Genomic DNA, 18951 nt, shown 5'->3' on the forward strand with positions numbered 1-18951 from the left:
GGCTTCCCTGCCGCGTCCAGCCGCCCGCTGCCATCAAGGAGGGTCCGGGAGGGGCTTAGCCCCTCCCGGCCGCCGGAGGCATTCTTCTCTTCTACTCTGCTACGACGCCTCCGTCTCCTCCACCGCCGGCTCGGCCACGGCCTTGCGCGGGGCGCGGCTGGTGAAGGTGAAGGCGAACAGTTCCGGAGCGCCGGCCGGCGCGGCGTCGATCTGCGCCTCGCCGCCCTTTTGCAGCTTGCCGAAGAGCATTTCCTGGGCCAGGGCGTCCTTGATATCTTCCTGGATGACCCGGGCCAGGGGCCGTGCGCCGTAGTCGGCGTCGAAGCCCTTTTCGGCCAGCACCTTGACCGCCGCCGGGGTCAGGCGCACGAACACCCGCTTCTCGGCCATCTGCGCGTTGAGCTCGCGCAGGTACTTGTGGACGATACGGTCCATGATTTCCGGCGTCAGCGACTTGAAGGTCACGATGCCGTCCAGGCGGTTGCGGAACTCGGGGCTGAAGAGCCTTTTGACGGCCTTGAGCCCCTTCTCCGAGGCATCCTCGGCCTTGCCCGAGCCGAAGCCGATGCTCTTGGAGGCCATTTCCCGCGCTCCGGCGTTGGTGGTCATGAGCAGCACCACGTGGCCGAAGTCGGCCTTGCGGCCGTTGTTGTCGGTGAGCGTGGCATAGTCCATCACCTGAAGCAGGATGTTGAACATGTCCGGGTGCGCCTTCTCGATCTCGTCGAGGAGGAGCACCGAATACGGATGCTTTCGGATGGCGTCGGTGAGAAGCCCGCCCTGCTCGAAGCCGACGTAGCCCGGGGGCGAACCGATCAGCCGTGCCACGGCGTGCTTTTCCATGTATTCGCTCATATCGAAGCGCACGAAGTGGATGCCGAGCACGGCGGCGAGCTGCTTGGCCATCTCGGTCTTGCCCACGCCCGTGGGGCCGGCGAGCAGGAACGAACCCGTGGGCTTGCCGGCGTTGGCCAGGCCGGCGCGGGAGCGCAGGATGGCCTTGGCGATGGCTTCCACGGCCTGGTCCTGGCCGAAGATAAGGTTCTTGAGCTCCCCTTCCAGGTTCTCCAGGCGCACCTTGTCCGAGGACGTGACGCGCGCGGCCGGAATCTTGGCCATGGAGGCCACGACACGTTCCATCTCGGCCACGCCGATGGCTCCCTTGGCAGCGGTGCCGGCCAGCTTGCGTACGGCGCCGGCCTCGTCGATGACGTCGATGGCCTTGTCCGGCAGAAAGCGGTCGTTGATGTGGCGCGAGGAGAGCTCCACGGCCGCGCGCAGCGCCGCCGGGGTGTAGCGCACGCCATGGTGCGCCTCGTAGTAGGTGCGCAGGCCCTTCAGGATCTCGACCGCCTCGTCGATGGTGGGCTCGCCCACGTCGATCTTCTGGAAGCGGCGGGAAAGCGCGCGGTCCTTCTCGAAATGGTTCTTGTACTCCTCGTAGGTCGTGGAGCCGATGCAGCGCAGCTTGCCCGAGCCGAGCACGGGCTTGAGGATGTTCGACGCATCCAGGGTGCCGCCGCTGGTCGCGCCCGCGCCGACGATGGTGTGGATCTCGTCCACGAACAAAATCGCGCCGGGCTTCTGTTCGAGTTCGGACAGCACGCCCTTGAGCCGCGCCTCGAAATCGCCGCGGTACTTGGTGCCGGCCAGCAGCGCACCCATGTCCAGGGCGAAAATGAGCGTGTCGCGGAAGCTGTCCGGCACGTCGCCCTTGACGATGCGCAGTGCCAGCCCCTCGGCCAGGGCGGTCTTGCCGACGCCCGGGTCGCCCACGAAAATGGGGTTGTTCTTGCGCCGGCGCAGCAGCACGTGGATGGTGCGCGTCAGTTCCTGGTCGCGACCGATCAGCGGATCGATCTCGCCCTTTTTCGCCTTGGCCACGAGATCGACCGTATACTGCTCCAAGGCCGAGCCGGATTTGCCGGCCGGCTGGTCCTCGCCGGTCGCGCCTTCGGTCTGCGTCTGTTCGCTGCCGCCGCCGTGGGAGATGTACTCCAGCACGTCGAGGCGCGACACGCCGTGGGACTTCAAATAGTACACGGCGTAGGAATCTTCTTCGTCGAAAATGGCGGCCAGGACGTCCCCGACTTCCACCTGCTGCTTGCCCGAGGACTGCATCTGCATGATCGCCCTCTGGAGCACGCGCTGGACGCTGATGGTCTGCACCACCTCGGCATTGTTGTCCTGAGGCAGCGTTTCCATGTGGTCGGAGAAGAACCGTTCAAGCTGGTGCTTCAGGCGCACCACATTTGCTCCGCAATGGACGAGAATGTCCCGTCCCGTTTCCTCCAGGAGCATGGCGTACAGCAGATGCTCCAGGGTCAGGTATTCATGGTTGCGGCGCTTGACTTCCTTGACGGCGCTGGTCAACACCTTTTCGAGTTTCTTGCTCAGCATTCAGACCTCTTCCATGCTGCATTTAAGCGGGTAGCCGCTTTCCCTGGCCAGCCTGTGCACCAGGGAAACCTTCAGCTCGGCCACTTCTGCCGTGTACTCGCCACACACGCCCACGCCATTGTTGTGGACGTTCAGCATGATTTGCGTGGCCTCGTTTTCGTTTTTATGAAACACGCCAACGAGAATCTGCACCACGAACTCCATGGTCGTATAATCGTCGTTGTGCAACAACACTTTGTAGCGTCGCGGCTCACGCACTTCTTCTTCGACGCTGACGCCAAGTTCCGGTTGTTCCTGTTCCATGGGATGGCTCATGGCTTGCCGTCACCTCTCCCCGTTGTCGGCCGTATCGGGGCCGAACGCCCCTTTTCCACGTTCCGACACAATATAAGTCGCCGCCCGAAACTGTCGAGGGGCGGGACGCAGGACAGCCGCCACGGGCCGGCCGCCTTGCGCTCCATGACAAGGGGTACGAAAAATCGCGCACACTGACAACAGGCGTTGCAGCGGACTGATATTGCTTGGTTTTGGCTAGGCGTGGGCGAGCCCGGAGAGCAGCGTGCGGCGCTCTTCGGGCGTAAAGACGAAACTGTCGGCCGGCGGCAGGCCGTGCGCGGCCAGATAGTCCTGGTAGAGCGCATGATAGGTCTTGGACGTGGCCTGGGCCATGGAGAGCCCCAAGGCGGCGGCCGCCTCGACGATGGCCTCCACCGCGCCCTCGATCTCGACAAAGGAGCCGAAAGGCAGCCGGTCGCAGCACACGAGCACGGGCCCGAGCCGCCAGGTCTCCCGGACCTTTTCGTAGCGCAGCCGCGGCGTGTAGCCGAGCTCGGCGAAAATGGCCTCCAAAGCGGCGAGGTCGGCCACCTCGGTCTCGATTTCCCGGCGCACCTTGATGGCCGGGTCTCCGGGCGTCTTTGCCGGCAGCTTGAAGGTCACCCGCCCGGCCGCGTCCCGACGCAGGCGCAGCAGCATGTCCCTGCCGCGAAGCGTGCCTTCGGGCGTATCCAGGACCACGTTTTCCTCGAAGCCGCGCGCGCGCAACTCCCCGCCCGCGGCAGCCAAAGCCTCGCGCACGGCGTCGAAGCCGGTCACGGGGAACTTCGATTCGATCTCGGCGGCGTCGGACACGGGGACTCCTTGGATGAGGATGGGGAAGGGAGGGGGAGAAAAGAGAATGCCTCCGGCGGCCAGGAGGGGCCGAGGGCCCCTCCTGGACCACCCCGAAAGTGGAAAAAATAATTGCTTGGTGCGAGCGCCCGAAATCTCGAGCGGTGTTTATGCAGCCCCGCTTTCTTTTTGATTACAGATCGAGCCTGTATTTGTAATACGCGGCGCAGCCGCCTTCGGTGGACACCATGCACGGTCCCACGGGCGTGGCCGGGGTGCAGGCCTTGGCGAACAGCGGACAGCCGTCCGGGGACAGCTTGCCCTTGAGCACCTCGCCGCAGCGGCAGCCCGCCAGGGGCGGCGTTTCCACGAGCGATACCCCCGGCAGGCGCATGGCGTCGAAATCCGCGAATGCTTCCCGAATGACCAGCCCGCTTTGGGGAATCGCGCCCAGGCCCCGCCACAGTGCATCGGAGGTGGCGAACACCTCGTCCATGACGGCCATGGCCACGGGGTTGCCGGCGTCGGCGACGACGCGGGTGTAGTCGTTCTTGACGGCCGGGGCATTGGTCTTGCGCATGGCCACGATGTCCAGCAGCGCCGCGAGGATGTCCAGGGGCTCGAAGCCGGTGATCACGGCCGGAACGCGGTATTTTTCCGCCACGAAGGCGTATGGCGCCGCGCCGATGATGGCCGAGACGTGGCCGGGCAGGATGAAGGCGTCCACGTTGATGTCGGGATCGGAAAGCAGGGCTTCGAGCGCCGGGGGCACGAGCTTGTGAAAGCAGAGCACCCGGAAGTTGCGCAGGTTCTTCTCCCTGGCGAGCTTGATCGTCGCGGCCACGGCCGGGGCCGTGGTCTCGAAACCGACGCCGAGAAAGACCACCGTGCGCCCGGGATTGGCCTCGGCCACGGCCAGGGCATCCACGGGCGAGTAAACCACTTCCACGCGCGCGCCGTCGGCCTTGGCCGTCTTGAGGTTGCGGCCCTTGGGGCCGGGCACGCGCATGAGGTCGCCGAAGGTGGCGAGCACCACGTCGTCGCGGCCGGCAAGATCGAGGAAGCAGGCGACTTCGGATTCGTGGGTGACGCAGACCGGACAGCCGGGGCCGGTCAGGTGCGTGATGGTCGGCGGCAGGAGCGCACGTAGGCCGGACTGAAAGATGGCCACGGTGTGCGTGCCGCAGACTTCCATGAACCGCAACGGCGTGTCGGCTTCCCCGGTCAGGCGCGCAAGGAGCGCCCGGCACAGGGCCGGATCCTTGAAGGCGTCAAATGAGTTCAAGGTTCAGGCCTTCCTGGAACAGCTTGATGGTCTCCAGGGCGTCCTCGCGGTCCAGGCGGCGGATGGCGAACCCGGCGTGGACGATGACGAAGTCGCCGATGGCCGGCGCGGCGTCGATGAGGTCCAGGCGCACCTGGCGGGTGACGCCGCCGATCTCGACATCCGCCACTTTTTCGTTGATGGCGGTGACTTCCATGGGCACGGCAAGGCACATAGGGCAGGTTCCTCCCGCAGGGGGCTTGGCGGTGGACGGCGCGTCCAAACGCTTTTTAGACTATGCGCATGGTACACGGGTTTGTCAAAAGCCCCTCAACGTAAAGAAAAGAGGCTTGCATTCGGCTATTGGTTGTTATAATATAAATTAATTTCTATATTTTGCAAAACTAATAGCCAAGGAAATCGTCATGGGATTGGAACAGAAAGATGAACAAATGATTCGGAATTTGTTTGCTCGCGATTTATCCGTTGACGAGTTGTGGGATATTTATGGTGAAAGCTGTGGCGAGGCAGCGACAGGCATTGATCGCATTCAAGCAGCCAAGGATTGTTTTGAAAGAAGAAAAAATCAGATTCTTGATTATGTTTGCAATTCTACTGAAATACAAACGTTGGTGTCGGATCCTATCGCAAGCAAATCTGTAGATGCGGCCATTCTTGTCGCAAGAGTTTTATCAGCGCAGAATTCTTTCTTTTTTGATATAGTAACACTCAGTGTTCTCATTATAAGATTAAAAATCCTCGATTCATGTGAAAAATGGAAGAAAAGATGATAACGTCCGATGTTATACAAGCAGCATGGAAAAAAGTTGCCAACGATTTTGACTATAATTTGTGTTTCCCACGCTTCAAAGACTATTATGAAAATTCAAGTTGGAACGATGAGCATTTCTCAAAGTTAAAGTGTCACATTGAGAAACATTTTTTTTGTTATCAAGATTTTTACGAGGGGCATGATTATGCCTGGGCAACTGATCGTGCTTCATATGGGTTTATGCCTGAACCGTATTATCAAATAAGCATCCTTGACACATTGTTGGGAAACTGGATCCAGTATAAGGGAATTAAAGAAATTGAACCTTGTTTTGACAATGTCTGTGCTCGCGAAACGACGGTATGGGGCCTTCAAAGGGCATTGCCGCGTGTGGTGCGACACGACCTGCTCAAGTTTGTAATCATTCCGTACGGCTGGGACGATGCGGCAAATTTTGTTGCCGCTGGTCTCTTAGGCAGCATTGATCTGGTGGCCATTCTCAATGAGAAAAAAACCAGGCAGCAACCGATAATCAATGATTTTTCTCATGCTCATCCTTTTTGGAGAGCGATATTGATCCGAGCCATAATAGGTAACAATAAAGGACGGCAAGAGGAGTTTTATTGGCCAGAATATGCTGAAAAAATAACAAATACGCTACACTGCTTCAATGAAACACCACTCTATCCAGACTCTTCTAACAACGAAAATCAATTATGGCTTGCACAGATGTCTGTAGCATTCGCCATTGCGCATGAGGTCGGCCACCTACTCGATAGCAGGCTAAAGATTGACTCTTCTAGCGATGAATTATCCGCAGATTATCTTGCCTTTCAAGGGCTGTGGAACTGCAATACTGCCGCACAAGCTTTTTTTAAATTCAACCATGATCCTAGATTTCACTGTATTATAGGAGCCGTATTATTTTTTACGACAGCATTAATAGTCCAATACGCCCGCGCGCATTTCACACTCCCTATAGAATCGAGGAGTTCTGTGGTTGCCTTACGAGACTTTCTCAAATTACGTTTCCAACGCATGATCGAGATTATTTCAGTTGTTTTAAACAATATTTCTGACTGCAATAGTTATTTTCATAACATTCCAACGGTTATCTCCCTGTGTGTCGCCTACTCAAATGCGTTTTGCGAGTTTGTAGATGGTTTTTCCCAAGATGCCCTAGCGTTGTCTATTGCACGAATCAATGAAATTAAAATTGCCCATGGTAAATTGCCTCATTAGTCCCCGCAATACGCCACGCCTATTTTTGATCCGGAATTTCTTTCAGAGATATTACCTTGAAGCACTTGGGCGGAATGAGTTCCTTGTGCACGGCGAAGCGCGCCTTGGCCGCCGCCTTTTCGGCGTTTTCGGCCGCCACTTCGATCGCGCCGGCAGCCGGCTCCTCGACCTTGGTCCGGTAGGCCACCTCGTAATTCCCGTCCTCGAGCAGGCGGATGGTCAGGGGCTCGAAATGGAAATACGGCTCGTCGGCACGCTCGCCCGGATGGATGCGGGCCTGGGCCGCGAGCATGGCCTGTCCCTTGCCCGAGGCGGCGACGATTTCGACGCCTTCCTGGTCGCGCATGAGCTTGGTTTCGTAAAGCACACGGTAGGTTTTCATGGCACGTCCCGGCCGGTTCGCGGGAAGCCCCCACGCCGGCCTTTGCTTTTTCCCGAGGGGTTGCTATCAATGGGGCTTGCGGCGAGAACGCAGTGTACCGCTTCCAACCGGCGTTTGTCATGTCCGAAGACCTTTTCCGCCCGTCCGGCCCGCCCGGGGTCACCCTGCCGCAGGAGCAGCCGCTCCCGGCCAAGCCGCCCCGCGTCGACGCCGTGCCCGACGACGCCCAGTGCCGCATGCTCTGGGACGCCTACGGCATGTTGCCGAACATCCGCGAGCACAGCGAGCTCGTGGCCTGCGTGGCCACGGCCCTGGCCACGGCCGCCGCGGCCGCGGGCCTGCCCGTCAACGTGGCCGAGGTGCGGGCGGCGGCGCTGCTGCACGACCTGGCCAAAACCTACACCATCCGCCACGGTGGCAACCACTGCCAGCTCGGCGGGGCCTGGGTGCAGGAGATCACGGGCAACCCCGCGCTGGCGCAGGGCGTGGCCTGCCACGTCTCCTGGCCCGACCCCATCGACCTGCGCAGCCATTTTCTGCCGCTTGCGATCATCTACAGCGACAAGCGGGTCAAACACAACCGCCTCGTGACCCTGGAGGCCCGCTTCGACGACCTCCTCGTACGCTACGGCAAGACGGCGTACATACGCGAGCGCATCCACGAATCCTTTCAACAGGCCGAGGCCATCGAACGCGCCCTGGCCCAAACCCTGGGCATGAAACTCCATGAAAGTACTTTTGGTTGCGGGGGGCTGGTCGAGTGAACGCGAAGTTTCCCTGTCCGGGGCGAAACAGATCGCAAGCGCCCTGGAATCGCTCGGACACACCGTCGTCCCTTGGGACTTTTCCGAGAATTTTCCCGGTTTCATCGACGCGGCGAAAGCCTGCGACTTCGTCTTCCTGAGCCTGCACGGCGCGCCCGGCGAGGACGGCCTGCCACAAGCCCTGCTCGACGCCGCCGGCGTGCCCTACCAGGGCTCGGGCCCGGCGGGGTCGTTTCTGGCGCTCTCCAAGGCCGCTTCCAAGCAGCTTTTCGCCGCCGCCGGCTTGGCCACGCCGCGCTGGATCTTCCTGCCCACCCCGCCGCCAGCGGGATTCGTCCCGGATTTCGCCCCGCCCTGGTTCGTCAAGCCCAACAGCGGCGGCTCGAGCGTCTACATGTCCCTGGTGCGCGACCCGGCCGGGCTGCCGGCGGCGCTCGACAAGATTTTCGCCACGGGCGACGCGGCGCTCGTCGAGGAAGGCATCGACGGCACGGAACTGACCTGCGCGGTGCTTGGCGGCGAAGCCCTGCCGCCCATCCTCATTCGGCCCAAGGCCGGGGAATTTTTCGACTACGCCAGCAAGTACGAGCCCGACGCCGCCGAGGAAATCTGCCCGGCCCCGATCCCGGCCGCGCTCACCGCGGAAATCGGACGCATGATGCTCGCCGCCCACGCGGCCCTGGGCCTCGACGGCTACAGCCGTGGGGACTTCATGTTCGACGGCGAGCGCCTCCTGCTCCTCGAGGTCAACACCCTGCCGGGCATGACGCAAACGAGCCTGCTCCCCCGTTCGGCCCGGGCCGCGGGCATGGATTTCGCGGCGCTTATCGCCCGGCTCATCGAACTGGGGCTTGCGCGCCGGGCCAAGAGGCCTTAATTGAGCGCTGCCGGCGAGACCGCCGGGCTTTACGCCGGCCCCGTTCCCTTATACGCTGCCTGCGGCCGTTTTTTGCGGCCAAGGCCCAATATCCGCGGAGACCATGCATGAAAGCCATTCTGGCCCTTGAAGACGGGACCCTTTTTCACGGCCAAACCTTTACCGGCCAGGGCAGCGCCGGCGGCGAGGTCATCTTCAACACCGGCATGACCGGCTACCAGGAAGTGCTGACCGATCCGTCCTACACCGGGCAGATGGTCTGCATGACCTACCCCCACGTGGGCAATTACGGCATCAATCCCGAGGACGTGGAGTCGGCCGCCATCCGCGTGGCCGGGTTCATCGTCAAGGAATGCTGCAAGCAGCCCTCCAACTGGCGCTCCACCATGCCCCTGCCCGAATACCTCACGGGCCAGGGCGTCACGGGCATCGAGGGCATCGACACCCGGGCGCTCACCCGCCACCTGCGCCTGCACGGGGCCATGCGCGGCTATATTTCCACGGACGTCGCCGACCCGCGCAAGATCGTGGAGGCGGCCAAGGGCCTGCCTTCCATGGAGGGCCTGGGGCTGGCCGACAGGGTGTCGTGCGACGCGCCCTTCGTCTGGACCGGAAACGGCATCGCCCCGGCGAAGATCGAGGACGGCCGCTACGCCTGGCCCGGCGGCGGCCCGCGCCTGCTCGTCTTCGACATGGGCATCAAGTGGAACATCATGCGGCTGCTGTCGGCGCAGGGCTTCGATCTGCTGATGGTGCCCCATACCACCACCGCGGCCCAGGCCAAGCGCCTGGCCCCGGACGCCGTGTTCCTTTCCCCCGGCCCGGGCGACCCGGCCGCGCTGACGGACCTCGTCGCGACCACGGCGGAACTGGCCGACGCCTATCCCCTGGCCGGCATCTGCCTCGGGCATCAGCTGCTCGGGCTCGCGCTCGGCGGACGGACCTACAAGCTCAAGTTCGGCCACCACGGCCTCAACCATCCGGTCAAGGACCTGGAAACGGGCCGCATCGAAATCTCCTCGCAGAACCACGGATTTTGCGTGGACATCGAAAGCCTGTCCGACGTAGAGTTGACGCACGTGAACTTGAACGACGGCACGCTCGAAGGGTTCGCACACAAGAAAAAACCCGTCATCGCCATCCAGTACCACCCGGAGGCGGCGCCAGGGCCACACGACAGCCGGTATTTCTTCGCTCGTTTCCGCAACATCGTGCGCCGGGAGACGGGCAAATGAACCCCCAGGCGCCGCCCTGCGGAGAACCCGCATGTCCGCGGAACTGACCAAGGCCCGGGCCCAGATCAACAAGGTCGGGACGTTCCTCAAGCAGGCCAAACCCCTGCCTGCCGTCTCGGCCTTGTACGAGGCCATCAACGCCGTTTTGCGCACGCCGCTGATGAAGGCGGAGAAAGAAGAGTTTTCCAAGCTCATCACCGACGCCGTGCTGCTCCTCAACGGCGACCGCAATCTGCGCAAGGTCTATCCGCTCATCCTCAATTACGCCCCGGGCGGCGAAAGAGAACTCGTCGAGACGCTGCTCAATCTCCTCACGGAGCTCCAGGCCACGGCCGTGGAGGAGGCCAAGGACATCATGGCCGACATGGAGCAGCGCGTCGCCAACGGCCTGGCCGAAGGCAAGCTGCTCATCGAGGAAAAGCGCTTCGACGAGGCCAGGCATGTCCTCGAGAAGCTGGCCAGGGAATTCCCCAACGACGGCGACCTGCGCGCCCAGATCGCGGAATTGTTCATCAGCGGCGAACTCTTCGAGGAAGCCTTCAAGTACCTCGACGAGGCGATCGCCCTTTCCCCGGACCAGATCCACCACTACAACCGCATCGGCATCGTGCTGCGCAAGCTCCACAAGTACGACATCGCGGAAAAGTACTTCATGCGCGCGGTGGAATACGCCAAATCCGACCCCAACCTTTATTTCAACCTGGGCCGGGTCTACCTGGACTGGCAGCGCTGGGACAAGGCCGAACGCGCTTCGCGCCTGGCCCTGCGCCTGTCCCCCGCGTTCGTCGAGGCGCGAAAGCTCCTCAACTTCGCCCTGAAGAAACAGGGCAAGGACCCCGAACCCGCTCCCGCCGCCTGATTGCCACCGCCGCGAGCAGGCCGCGGGCCTCTGTTTTGTCTGGATTCCGTCACGCCTTTTCGCTGCCGTCCTGCCCGTGGCCAACGGTTCTTCTCTTCGTTGTAACGCCACAATAAAGGGCGGGGGCTCTCCCCCCGCCCGAAACATTTCGCGTGTCCGCTCGGCCGGCTCTACCCTTTCGTTTCCATGGCCGCCACGATTTCCGGCGCGCCCCACAGCGGGGCCAGCCGCTTGAGCTCCGCCCGCGGCAACTGGACCAGGACCGGTTTTTTCGAGGTGTCGATCCAGGCCTGGACCGCGAGCATGGCCGGTTCGTTCATGGCCGTGCAGCCGACCGTGGGCGCGCCCGGGCGACGCCACAGGTGCATGAAGATGCACGAGCCCGACCCGGGTTTGGTGTCCGGCGCGTTGTGGTTGACCATGAGCCCGTAGCGGTAGAGGCCATCGGGGCGCAGCATGCGGTCCGGGCTGTCCCAGTCGTGCACGGCCATGGTGTTCTCGTCCAGTATGCGGTTGTATTCCTTGGAATTGATGGATTCCACGCAGATCGTCTCGCTCGTGACCCGGTGCATGGGCATCTTGGACGGCTGCCACAGGTCTTCGGGGCGATAAGCAAAGGCCGTGGAAAAGGTGAAGACGCCGGCCGGCGAACGGCCGTCGCCCTCGACCTTGACCGGGCCGCCGGCCGGCGGTTCGCCGGAGATGCCCCGGCCCCAGGCCAGGCCGTTTTTCCCGAGCGTCACGGCCACGTCGTCGCCGACCGGCCGCCAGGGGCCGTCGCCGTCGCGCTCGAACCGGCGCATCCGGGCCTGGTTGGCCGTAAAATCCTCGGACACCACCAGCAGCATCTGCCGGGCCCCGGCCAGGGGCGAAGCGATCGTCCGCGGCGCGGCGGCAACGGCCGGGACTGTTGCCGTGAGCCGCTTCGGGGCCGGCTGGCAGGACGCAAGGGCGGCGGCAAGACAGAAAAGCATGGCGGACAAAGGCAGGGTTTTACGGCGCATGGGAATCTCCGGTGTCTGGCTGCAAGATTGCCGTGTCCCGGCATCCTTACACCTTTTTCGCGGCCCGTGGCCAGCCAATATCCATTTTCCGGAGCGTGCCGACGCCGCGGCGTTTTCCGCCGCGACGCATCTTGCCCGGACCTGGAAAATCGCTATGATGATCGAATACGATCCGGGCACGCCCGGCCCATGTTCCGGCGCCCGGATCGGAACGCCATCGCCGATGCTTAAGGAGCACGCGGATGATCTGTTGGGATGCGTCCCTGTCCCTGGGCATTGAGGAACTCGACGCCCAACACCGGGCGCTCATCGCCCTGGCCAACGCGCTCGAGGAAAAACGCGGCTGCGAAGACCCGGCCGTCGTCGCCGAGGCGTTGCGCTTTTTACGCAACTTCAGCGACAGCCACTTCCCCCTCGAAGAGATGTACATGCGCACCTCGCAGTTCCCGCAGCGCAAGCCCCATACGCAGGACCACGAACTTTTCATCAATCAGGTGATTTTCCTGGAGATCGAAAAGGAATTCGGCTTGGCGACCAGCCAGTTGCTCGACGAGATTCTGGCCTTCCTCGCGGGATGGTTCGAAGACCACCTCGCCGGCCAGGACAGGGCCTTCCACGCGTATCTGCACGGCAGCGACGAAGCGTAAGCGCTGTTCACGGCGCATCGTCCGCGAGCCCCGTCCGACAATCCTGCCAGGGTGCCGCACAGCCCCGCTCCGCGCTCAGGCGCGAAGCGGCATACTCCCTCGACAGCCGGCCTCAGGCGAACGAGACGAGCAGTTCCGCCACCTTGCGGCTGTCGGCCTGGCCGGGGTTGTCCTCACGGACAAGCGGCACATCGAGCACTTCCACGCCAAGGCGGCGGATGGCGGCGAGATCGAGCGGCGCCTCGTACGCGCCGCGCGCGGCATCCACCAGCACGAAGCGCAGCAGGTCCTGCCTGGCACACGGTCTGACGCAGCCCGCTTCCAGGGTTTCGAGCAGCCGCGCCACCTGCCCGGCCACGGTCATGCCGCACTGCTCCGGGTCGTGGCCGAGGTTTGGAATGTAGACCTTGGGACAGGCATTGGCGGCCACGGCGTCGCCCACGCCCTGGGGCAGGAGGTTGGCCAGCAGGCTCGAATAGAAGCTGCCGTAGGGGTAGCAGATCACGTCGGCCTGGCGGATGAGCCGTTCCGTTTTTTCCCGGATATGCACCGCGGCCGGGGTCGGGTCGTCGAGGCTGGCCGTGAGCCACATCTTTTTGATGGGCGCGTCGATGGGCGCGGTTTCCTTGCCGGTCATGCGGTGCTGGCCGATGAGCACGCGGCCGTTTTCCAGCTCGCAGGCCAGGTGCAGGTCGGCGTTGACTACCGGACGCACCACACCGCGCGCCTCGACCAGCTTCATGAACAGGTAGATGACCGGATCGAGCATGCGGTTGTAGTTGAAATAGCCGCCGGTCAGGATGCAGTTGCCGATGCTGGCCCCGCGCAGGTCGAAAGATTCGGGCCGGCGCTGCTCGAAAAACCGCAGGTGGGTGCGGATGATCTTGCGCATGGGATCGGGAACGTGGCGCACGAGGGGGTCTTCGCCGGCGATCATCCTTTGCAGCCGCTTGACGAGCTCCTCCTGGGAGGCGTCCTTGGGCAGGCGGTAGGCGAAAAGCTCGAACACGGCCGGGTTGCCGGTGATGGAACGGTCCGCCAGGGCCATGATGCGGTTGCGCAGGTCGCCCACGGCCGGCATGGCGAAATGGCGGCGCAGCACGGCCGAGGAGCCGCCGGAATCGAAGGGCGTGATGAGGTGGATGGAATTGGCGGTGTACTCGATGAGGGTTTCGCTCAGATGCCGCAGCGCCGTGCCGCCACTGAAAAAAAGCAGTTTCGGCCCGAGTTCCGGCGCACGGCGGTAAAGGGTCGCCTTGTGGGCGTCGGGCAGGTTGATGTTTCGGGCTATTGTCACGCGCGCGGTGGATTTCTTGTCGGGCACGGCCGTTCCTTGTCGCACTGGGGTTAAGACGTGATGTCGGGACTCAGGCGACGGATGTCGCGACAGCCTGCCGCGTCAGAAGGTCGAGGCACAGGGCGGCGGCCCGGGGGAAGTCCGTACCCCCGTGGACGAGGAGCACGGGGCATGCGCCGAGCAGCCGCAAATACTCCTCGGGCGCGGCCCGGCGCGGCCCGGCCTCGAAAAAGACGCCCAGGTCCTTCGTGAAGGCGGGGAGCAGCTCCGCGCGGGCGTCGCCTTCGACCCAACGCGTCGCCATGCCGCCCTGTCCGGGCCGCCAGCGCAGCACGATAAGCGCCGCCAGCGCCGCGCGCAGCCGGAAGCGGCCGGGGCCGAAGCAGTCGCGGATGGGCACGTCGTACTTGCGCTCGAGCGCCCACAACGCGTCGGCCGCAAGCCGCGCGTATCCGGCGCGTTCCTCTTCCGTCAGCAGCGCGACCAGATTGTCGTTGTGCAAAAGCGTTCCCGGATTGACGCGGGGCATGCGTGCGACGCCGGTCATGGCAAGGCCGTCCCCGGACGCGGCCGGTCCGACGAGCAGGCGGTCGTTGGAAGTAAACGACGCGCCGTGGCGCATGATTTCGAGCGCGAGCGTGGACTTGCCCGCCCCGGCGAAACCGGAAATGGCCAGCCCGACGCCGCCCACGGCCACGCCCGCGGCGTGCAGGAGCAGCGCGCCGTCCTTGAGCTCGCGATCGGCCGCGCGGGCGTTGATGCAGTTGACGACCTGATCCACGTTGTCACCGCACGGCCCGAGCACGTAATGGCCGCCGCGGCCGAACACGAGCCACAGCCCGGTGCGCCGTTTGCGCACCACCCGGCCGTCCGCGAGGTCGACGAATTCTTCCTTGGCGTCGTCGTCCGCGCCGTCTCCCGTGGCGAACGGCAGCGCCAGGGGCACGGGGCCGCGGTCGAGCACCGTCACCTCGATGTCCGGCGCGCCCGCGTCGCCCGGGAAGTCGGTATAGTGCGCGGCCAGGGCGTCCATGACCTTCGCGGCGTTGGAACGCACGCGCACGGCGGTCCGCCCCAGGCGCACGTCGAGGACCAGGGGGGCCGTGGCCCCGCGGGCATACGCGACGGCGACGTCGCGGCAGGTGGCCGGTCCTTGCTCCATGCTCTCTTCCTTCGCAACGCGTGTCACGGCCTCGAAGAAAGCAGATATGCTTTTCGAGGACAACACGCTTGAAGAGTTGTTTTTCTGAAAAATACTGACGTATTTTTCAGGGTCCGACACTACCGGGGCTGGCACTGCTGGCTGAGCGTCGCCCCCTTGAGGATAAAAACGACCACTTCCGCCAAGTTGGAGGCATAGCCGGCCATGCGCTCGAAGCACCGGGCCGCCAGAATCGCCCGTACCGAGGCTTCCGGCTGGGCGTGGCAATTCGAAAGCGCCTCGGAGATGCAGCGCATGACGGACATGGCGAGTTCCCCCGCCTTTTCGTCCAGGCGGCAGACCTCCAGGGCCTTGTCCGTGTCGTCCTCGACGAAGGCCTGGGTGGCCAGGGCGTACATGCGCTGCGCATGGGCGGCCAGGGTCTCGAGGAACTTGTCGCAGTCGCCGGGAAGCCCGGGACCGTTGAGGGCGCTTTCGGCCACGCCCACGGCCTCGTCGGCCAGCCGTTCCAGGTTGATGCCGGCGCGAGCGTAGCCCACGATGCGCCGCAGGTCGAGGGCCACGGGCTGCTCCAGGGCCAGCATGCGCAGGCAGGCCTCGTCGAGGTCGCAGGCCTGCTGGTTAATGCCGCGGTCCGCCTCGATGACCTGGCGCGCCACTCCCGCGTCCTGCTCGATATAGGCTGTGACGGCCCCCTGCCTGGAAGTCTCGACGCGCTCGAACAAAGCGGTGACGCGCGCCTTGAGGGCATCCAATTCCGCGTGGAAATGCGATCTGGTTTCCATACCGTTCCTGCTCCCGACGCCCTGCCTCCAGGGCTGGTTTGACTGTAAAAGGAGGCGACGCGCCGCGCCGTCAACGGCAAACCGTCGTGGCGGCGACCCTTGCGCGGCATTGCTCCATAGAGGATATCGCGGTCCGTTATCCATGTCGGTCGAGCCGGCATGCCATGGAATCACTGACAAACACCCATGACGATCGCGCCATGGCTTTGTGGCGAACAGGTGACAAAGACGCAACGCAAGACCACCGCACCAAACGCCCGCGCAGGACGCCTCAAGACGACCTGCGCCGCAGCAGGAAATCGAGCAGCAGCACGGCAAGGACTTCGCGATCCGTCGTCGCCCGGGCGTGCCGGGAAAACTCCCGGGCCAGCCTGCGCTCCCCCAGGGCGCGCAGCACGGCGCAACCCTGGCGACGCAACCCTTCCACGGCGGTTTCGACGTCCCACGAGCACGGCGCATCCTGGTTCATGCCCGTTTCATGCGCCCCGGGGGCATGCGGGGACAAGCGTCATTTGCGTGACAAACGGCCCTGTCGCGTCAACAAAAGGGCGGGCAACCGCAACCCCGCCGCAACGGGGCGACGTTAAAAGGCCCAAACGCCGCCCGACGCCGCCGCGCTGTGCCATGCCGCCGGTCGTCCCGCCGGTTTTTTCCTTCAAAGGAGAGACCATGAAGATCGACCTGCACGTGCATTCCAAGTACTCGACCCGGCCTTCGCAATGGGTGCTGCAAAAGCTCAACTGCCCGGAAAGCTTCACCGAGCCCATGCGCATCTATGAGGAAGCCAAGCGCAAGGGCATGGGCCTTGTCACCATCTCCGACCACAACCGCATCGAAGGCGCCCTGTCCATCGCCCACCTGCCCGATACCTTCATCAGCGAGGAAGTGACTTCGTATTTCCCGGAAGACCGCTGCAAGGTCCACGTGCTCGTCTACGACATCGACGAGGCAATCCACAAGGAACTCCAACGACTGCGCGAAAACGTCTACGACCTGGTGGACTACCTGCGCCAGGAGAACCTGCACCACGCCGTGGCCCACCCCCTGTTCGGGGTCAACGACCGGATCACGGTGCCCAATTTCGAGAAGCTGCTGTTGCTCTTCCGCAACTTCGAGATCAACGGCGCGCGCGACGCCTGGCAAAACGACTGCCTGCGCGAGATCATCCCGAGCCTCGGCGAGGAAACCATCTGGCGGTTGGCCGAGAAATACAACATCGACCCTGGCTACACCCAGCCCTGGCGCAAGAACCTCATCGGTGGCTCCGACGACCACAGCGCGCTCTATATTGCCTCCACCTACACCCATGTGGACGGCGCGACCAACCTGCGGGAGTTCCTCGACGGCCTGGAAAACGGCGCGGCGCGCGCCATAGGCGCGTCGTCCACGCCGCGCACGATGGCACGCACTCTCTACAGCATCGCCTACCAGTACTACAAACACCGTTTCAGCATCGACCGCTTCCTGGACAAGGACGTGAGCCTCAAGGTCATCGACCGCTTTCTCGAACCCGAGGCCCAAGGCAGCGCGGGATTTGCCTTCAAGCTGCGCACCAAGATCGTGCGCACGCTCACCCGCCGCCGTCCCCGGGCCAACACGCCGCTTAAGGACCTCATCCGCACCGAGACCGAAAACCTTATCCGTTCCGACGCCACGCTCATGGAGTTCGCCCAGGCGGGCGTGCTCAACGGCGAGAACCTGGAAAACGGCTGGTTCTCCTTCGTCAACCGCGCCACCAACCGCATGGCCTCCCACTTCGCCCACACGCTGCTCGACCACGTCAGCGGCGCCAACGTCTTCGACATCTTCGGCACCCTGGGCTCGGCCGGGGCGCTCTACACCATGCTCGCCCCCTACTTCCTGGCCTATTCCATCTTCACCAAGGACCGGCAGTTCAGCACCGAGGTGCGCAAGGCGCTGACCGGCAATAACGGCAAGGGCGGCGAAGTGCGCGTGGCCCATTTCACCGACACCTTCCACGAAATAAACGGCGTCTCCGGCACCCTGCGCCAGCAGGCGGAACTGGCCATCCGCACCGGCAAGGCCTTAAGCATCGTCACCTGCGACCACGGCCAGCGTGTCTTCGAGCCGGGCGTGCAGAACTTCAAGCCCATCGGCGTCTACCACCTCGACGAATACCCGGACCAGAAGCTCTTCTATCCGCCGCTTCTGGAAATGCTCCACTACGTCTACGCCGGCGGCTTCACCCGCATCCACTCGGCGACACCCGGCCCCATCGGCCTGGCGGCGCTTTGCATCGCCAAGACGCTGCGCCTGCCCATCTACGGCACCTACCACACCGCCCTGCCCCAGTACGCGCAGATCCTCACCGGCGACGAGGCCATGGAAGACCTCACCTGGAAATTCATCATCTGGTATTACAACCAGATGGACCTCGTATACATTCCCTCGAAGGAGACCGGGCGGGAGCTCACGGAAAAAGGGCTCGATCCGGCCAAGCTGCGGCTTTTCCCCAGGGGCGTGGACGTCGGGCGCTTCCATCCCGGCAAGCGTTCGGACGAAACGGCGGCGCGCTTCGGCATGGGCGGCGGCGCGCGCCTGCTCTATGCCGGCCGGGTGTCGCGCGAAAAAGACCTGCACCTGCTCGCCCAGGCCTTTCGCGCCATAAGCGCCGACCGCAAGGACGTGACACTCACCGTCGTCGGCGATGGCCCCTTCCTCGACGACCTGCGCGGCCTCCTCGCCGGCACGCCCACCACCTTCACCGGCTACCGCGAAGGCGAGGAGCTCACCGCGCTTTTCGCCGCGAGCGACTTGTTCGTCTTCCCGAGCGCCACGGACACCTTCGGCAATGTGGTGCTGGAGGCGCAGGCCTCGGGCCTGCCCATCATCGTCACCGACCAGGGCGGCCCCATGGAGAACATCCTGCCCGGCGAAACCGGCCTCGTGGTGCCGGCCGGCGACGCGAGCGCCCTGCAAGCGGCCATCGAAACCCTGCTCGACGACCCGCAGCGCATGCGCGCCATGGGCCGCGCCGGCCGGGTCTACGCCGAGGAACGCACCATCGAACAGGCCTTCGAGGACTATTGGGACATGTACGACGGAGACGCTCCGGCCGGGCCGGTGGAAACGCAGCCCGAGGCGCAAGCGGAAAAGCCCCAGCGCATGGTCGTGGCGGCGTAAAGCGGGA

The 18951-nt window shown here is 63.6% G+C and carries 19 protein-coding genes; 8 read left to right on the plus strand and 11 right to left on the minus strand.

The window, feature by feature from the left end; genetic code table 11:
• Positions 1–99: 99 nt before the first annotated feature.
• The 5 genes from clpA to Q368_RS0105960 all read right to left on the minus strand — a co-directional run bounded on the left by clpA (position 100) and on the right by Q368_RS0105960 (position 5009).
• Positions 100–2400 (minus strand): ATP-dependent Clp protease ATP-binding subunit ClpA, encoded by a 2301-nt coding sequence (clpA, locus tag Q368_RS0105940; protein ID WP_029458102.1) that lies wholly within the window; start codon positions 2398–2400, stop codon positions 100–102.
• A complete protein-coding gene (gene clpS / locus Q368_RS0105945) occupies positions 2401–2703 on the minus strand; it encodes an ATP-dependent Clp protease adapter ClpS (protein ID WP_043785342.1) in 303 nt (100 codons plus the stop codon). It abuts the gene before it with no gap.
• 228 nt (positions 2704–2931) lie between these two features.
• The gene (locus Q368_RS0105950; RefSeq protein ID WP_029458109.1) at positions 2932–3531 is read right to left on the minus strand and encodes a class IV adenylate cyclase; all 600 of its coding nucleotides are present in this window, start codon (positions 3529–3531) and stop codon (positions 2932–2934) included.
• A 172-nt stretch (positions 3532–3703) separates the two neighbouring features.
• Positions 3704–4795 (minus strand): hydrogenase formation protein HypD, encoded by a 1092-nt coding sequence (hypD, locus tag Q368_RS0105955; protein ID WP_029458111.1) that lies wholly within the window; start codon positions 4793–4795, stop codon positions 3704–3706.
• Positions 4782–5009, minus strand: coding sequence for a HypC/HybG/HupF family hydrogenase formation chaperone (locus Q368_RS0105960; protein WP_029458112.1), 228 nt, complete (start codon positions 5007–5009; stop codon positions 4782–4784). Before Q368_RS0105960 ends, hypD begins: the two co-directional genes overlap by 14 nt.
• 190 nt (positions 5010–5199) lie before the next feature.
• On the opposite strand from Q368_RS0105960, the gene Q368_RS25535 reads away from it, so the two are divergent.
• Complete coding sequence (locus Q368_RS25535; protein ID WP_156955647.1) at positions 5200–5565, plus strand: hypothetical protein; 366 nt, start codon at positions 5200–5202, stop codon at positions 5563–5565.
• Entirely contained in the window at positions 5562–6788 is a 1227-nt protein-coding gene (locus Q368_RS25540) for a hypothetical protein (RefSeq protein ID WP_156955648.1), read from the plus strand. Before Q368_RS25535 ends, Q368_RS25540 begins: the two co-directional genes overlap by 4 nt.
• Positions 6789–6807: 19 nt before the next feature.
• On the opposite strand, the gene Q368_RS0105965 is transcribed toward Q368_RS25540, so the two are convergent.
• Positions 6808–7170, minus strand: coding sequence for a hypothetical protein (locus tag Q368_RS0105965; RefSeq protein WP_029458114.1), 363 nt, complete (start codon positions 7168–7170; stop codon positions 6808–6810).
• Between the two features lie 119 nt (positions 7171–7289).
• Between Q368_RS0105965 and Q368_RS0105970 the strand changes: the two genes are divergently transcribed.
• From Q368_RS0105970 to Q368_RS0105985, 4 genes are all read left to right on the plus strand, one after another.
• Complete coding sequence (locus Q368_RS0105970) at positions 7290–7934, plus strand: HDIG domain-containing metalloprotein (RefSeq protein ID WP_029458115.1); 645 nt, start codon at positions 7290–7292, stop codon at positions 7932–7934.
• Positions 7897–8811 (plus strand): D-alanine--D-alanine ligase family protein, encoded by a 915-nt coding sequence (locus Q368_RS0105975; RefSeq protein WP_029458117.1) that lies wholly within the window; start codon positions 7897–7899, stop codon positions 8809–8811. The genes Q368_RS0105970 and Q368_RS0105975 overlap by 38 nt, the downstream gene beginning before the upstream one ends.
• Positions 8812–8918: 107 nt before the next feature.
• A complete protein-coding gene (gene carA, locus Q368_RS0105980) occupies positions 8919–10046 on the plus strand; it encodes a glutamine-hydrolyzing carbamoyl-phosphate synthase small subunit (protein ID WP_029458119.1) in 1128 nt (375 codons plus the stop codon).
• 31 nt (positions 10047–10077) lie between these two features.
• On the plus strand, positions 10078–10905 hold the full coding sequence (locus tag Q368_RS0105985) for a tetratricopeptide repeat protein (RefSeq protein ID WP_029458120.1): 828 nt from the start codon (positions 10078–10080) through the stop codon (positions 10903–10905).
• A gap of 170 nt (positions 10906–11075) precedes the next feature.
• On the opposite strand, the gene Q368_RS0105990 is transcribed toward Q368_RS0105985, so the two are convergent.
• Positions 11076–11909: a L,D-transpeptidase family protein gene (locus Q368_RS0105990; RefSeq protein WP_043785231.1), complete on the minus strand. Its 834-nt coding sequence runs from the start codon at positions 11907–11909 to the stop codon at positions 11076–11078.
• Positions 11910–12151: 242 nt separating this feature from the next.
• Here Q368_RS0105990 and Q368_RS0105995 point away from each other — a divergent pair, with 242 nt between their 5' ends.
• Positions 12152–12556, plus strand: coding sequence for a bacteriohemerythrin (locus tag Q368_RS0105995; protein WP_029458124.1), 405 nt, complete (start codon positions 12152–12154; stop codon positions 12554–12556).
• A 112-nt stretch (positions 12557–12668) separates the two neighbouring features.
• Here Q368_RS0105995 and Q368_RS0106000 read toward each other — a convergent pair whose 3' ends face one another.
• The 4 genes from Q368_RS0106000 to Q368_RS0106020 form a co-directional block, all read right to left on the minus strand.
• Positions 12669–13880 carry a GAK system CofD-like protein gene (locus Q368_RS0106000; protein WP_029458125.1) on the minus strand — a complete coding sequence of 404 codons (1212 nt, stop codon included), beginning with the start codon at positions 13878–13880 and terminating at the stop codon, positions 12669–12671.
• Positions 13881–13923: 43 nt separating this feature from the next.
• Positions 13924–15015 carry an HprK-related kinase B gene (locus Q368_RS0106005; RefSeq protein ID WP_043785235.1) on the minus strand — a complete coding sequence of 364 codons (1092 nt, stop codon included), beginning with the start codon at positions 15013–15015 and terminating at the stop codon, positions 13924–13926.
• Positions 15016–15134: 119 nt separating this feature from the next.
• Positions 15135–15800, minus strand: coding sequence for a phosphate signaling complex protein PhoU (gene phoU / locus Q368_RS0106015; protein WP_029458127.1), 666 nt, complete (start codon positions 15798–15800; stop codon positions 15135–15137).
• A gap of 271 nt (positions 15801–16071) precedes the next feature.
• Positions 16072–16269: a hypothetical protein gene (locus Q368_RS0106020; RefSeq protein WP_029458128.1), complete on the minus strand. Its 198-nt coding sequence runs from the start codon at positions 16267–16269 to the stop codon at positions 16072–16074.
• Between the two features lie 200 nt (positions 16270–16469).
• On the opposite strand from Q368_RS0106020, the gene Q368_RS0106025 reads away from it, so the two are divergent.
• The gene (locus Q368_RS0106025; protein ID WP_029458129.1) at positions 16470–18944 is read left to right on the plus strand and encodes a glycosyltransferase; all 2475 of its coding nucleotides are present in this window, start codon (positions 16470–16472) and stop codon (positions 18942–18944) included.
• The last annotated feature ends 7 nt before the right edge of the window (positions 18945–18951 follow it).

Source organism: Solidesulfovibrio alcoholivorans DSM 5433, assembly GCF_000702665.1.
In the GTDB taxonomy this organism is placed as follows: Bacteria; Desulfobacterota; Desulfovibrionia; order Desulfovibrionales; family Desulfovibrionaceae; genus Solidesulfovibrio; species Solidesulfovibrio alcoholivorans.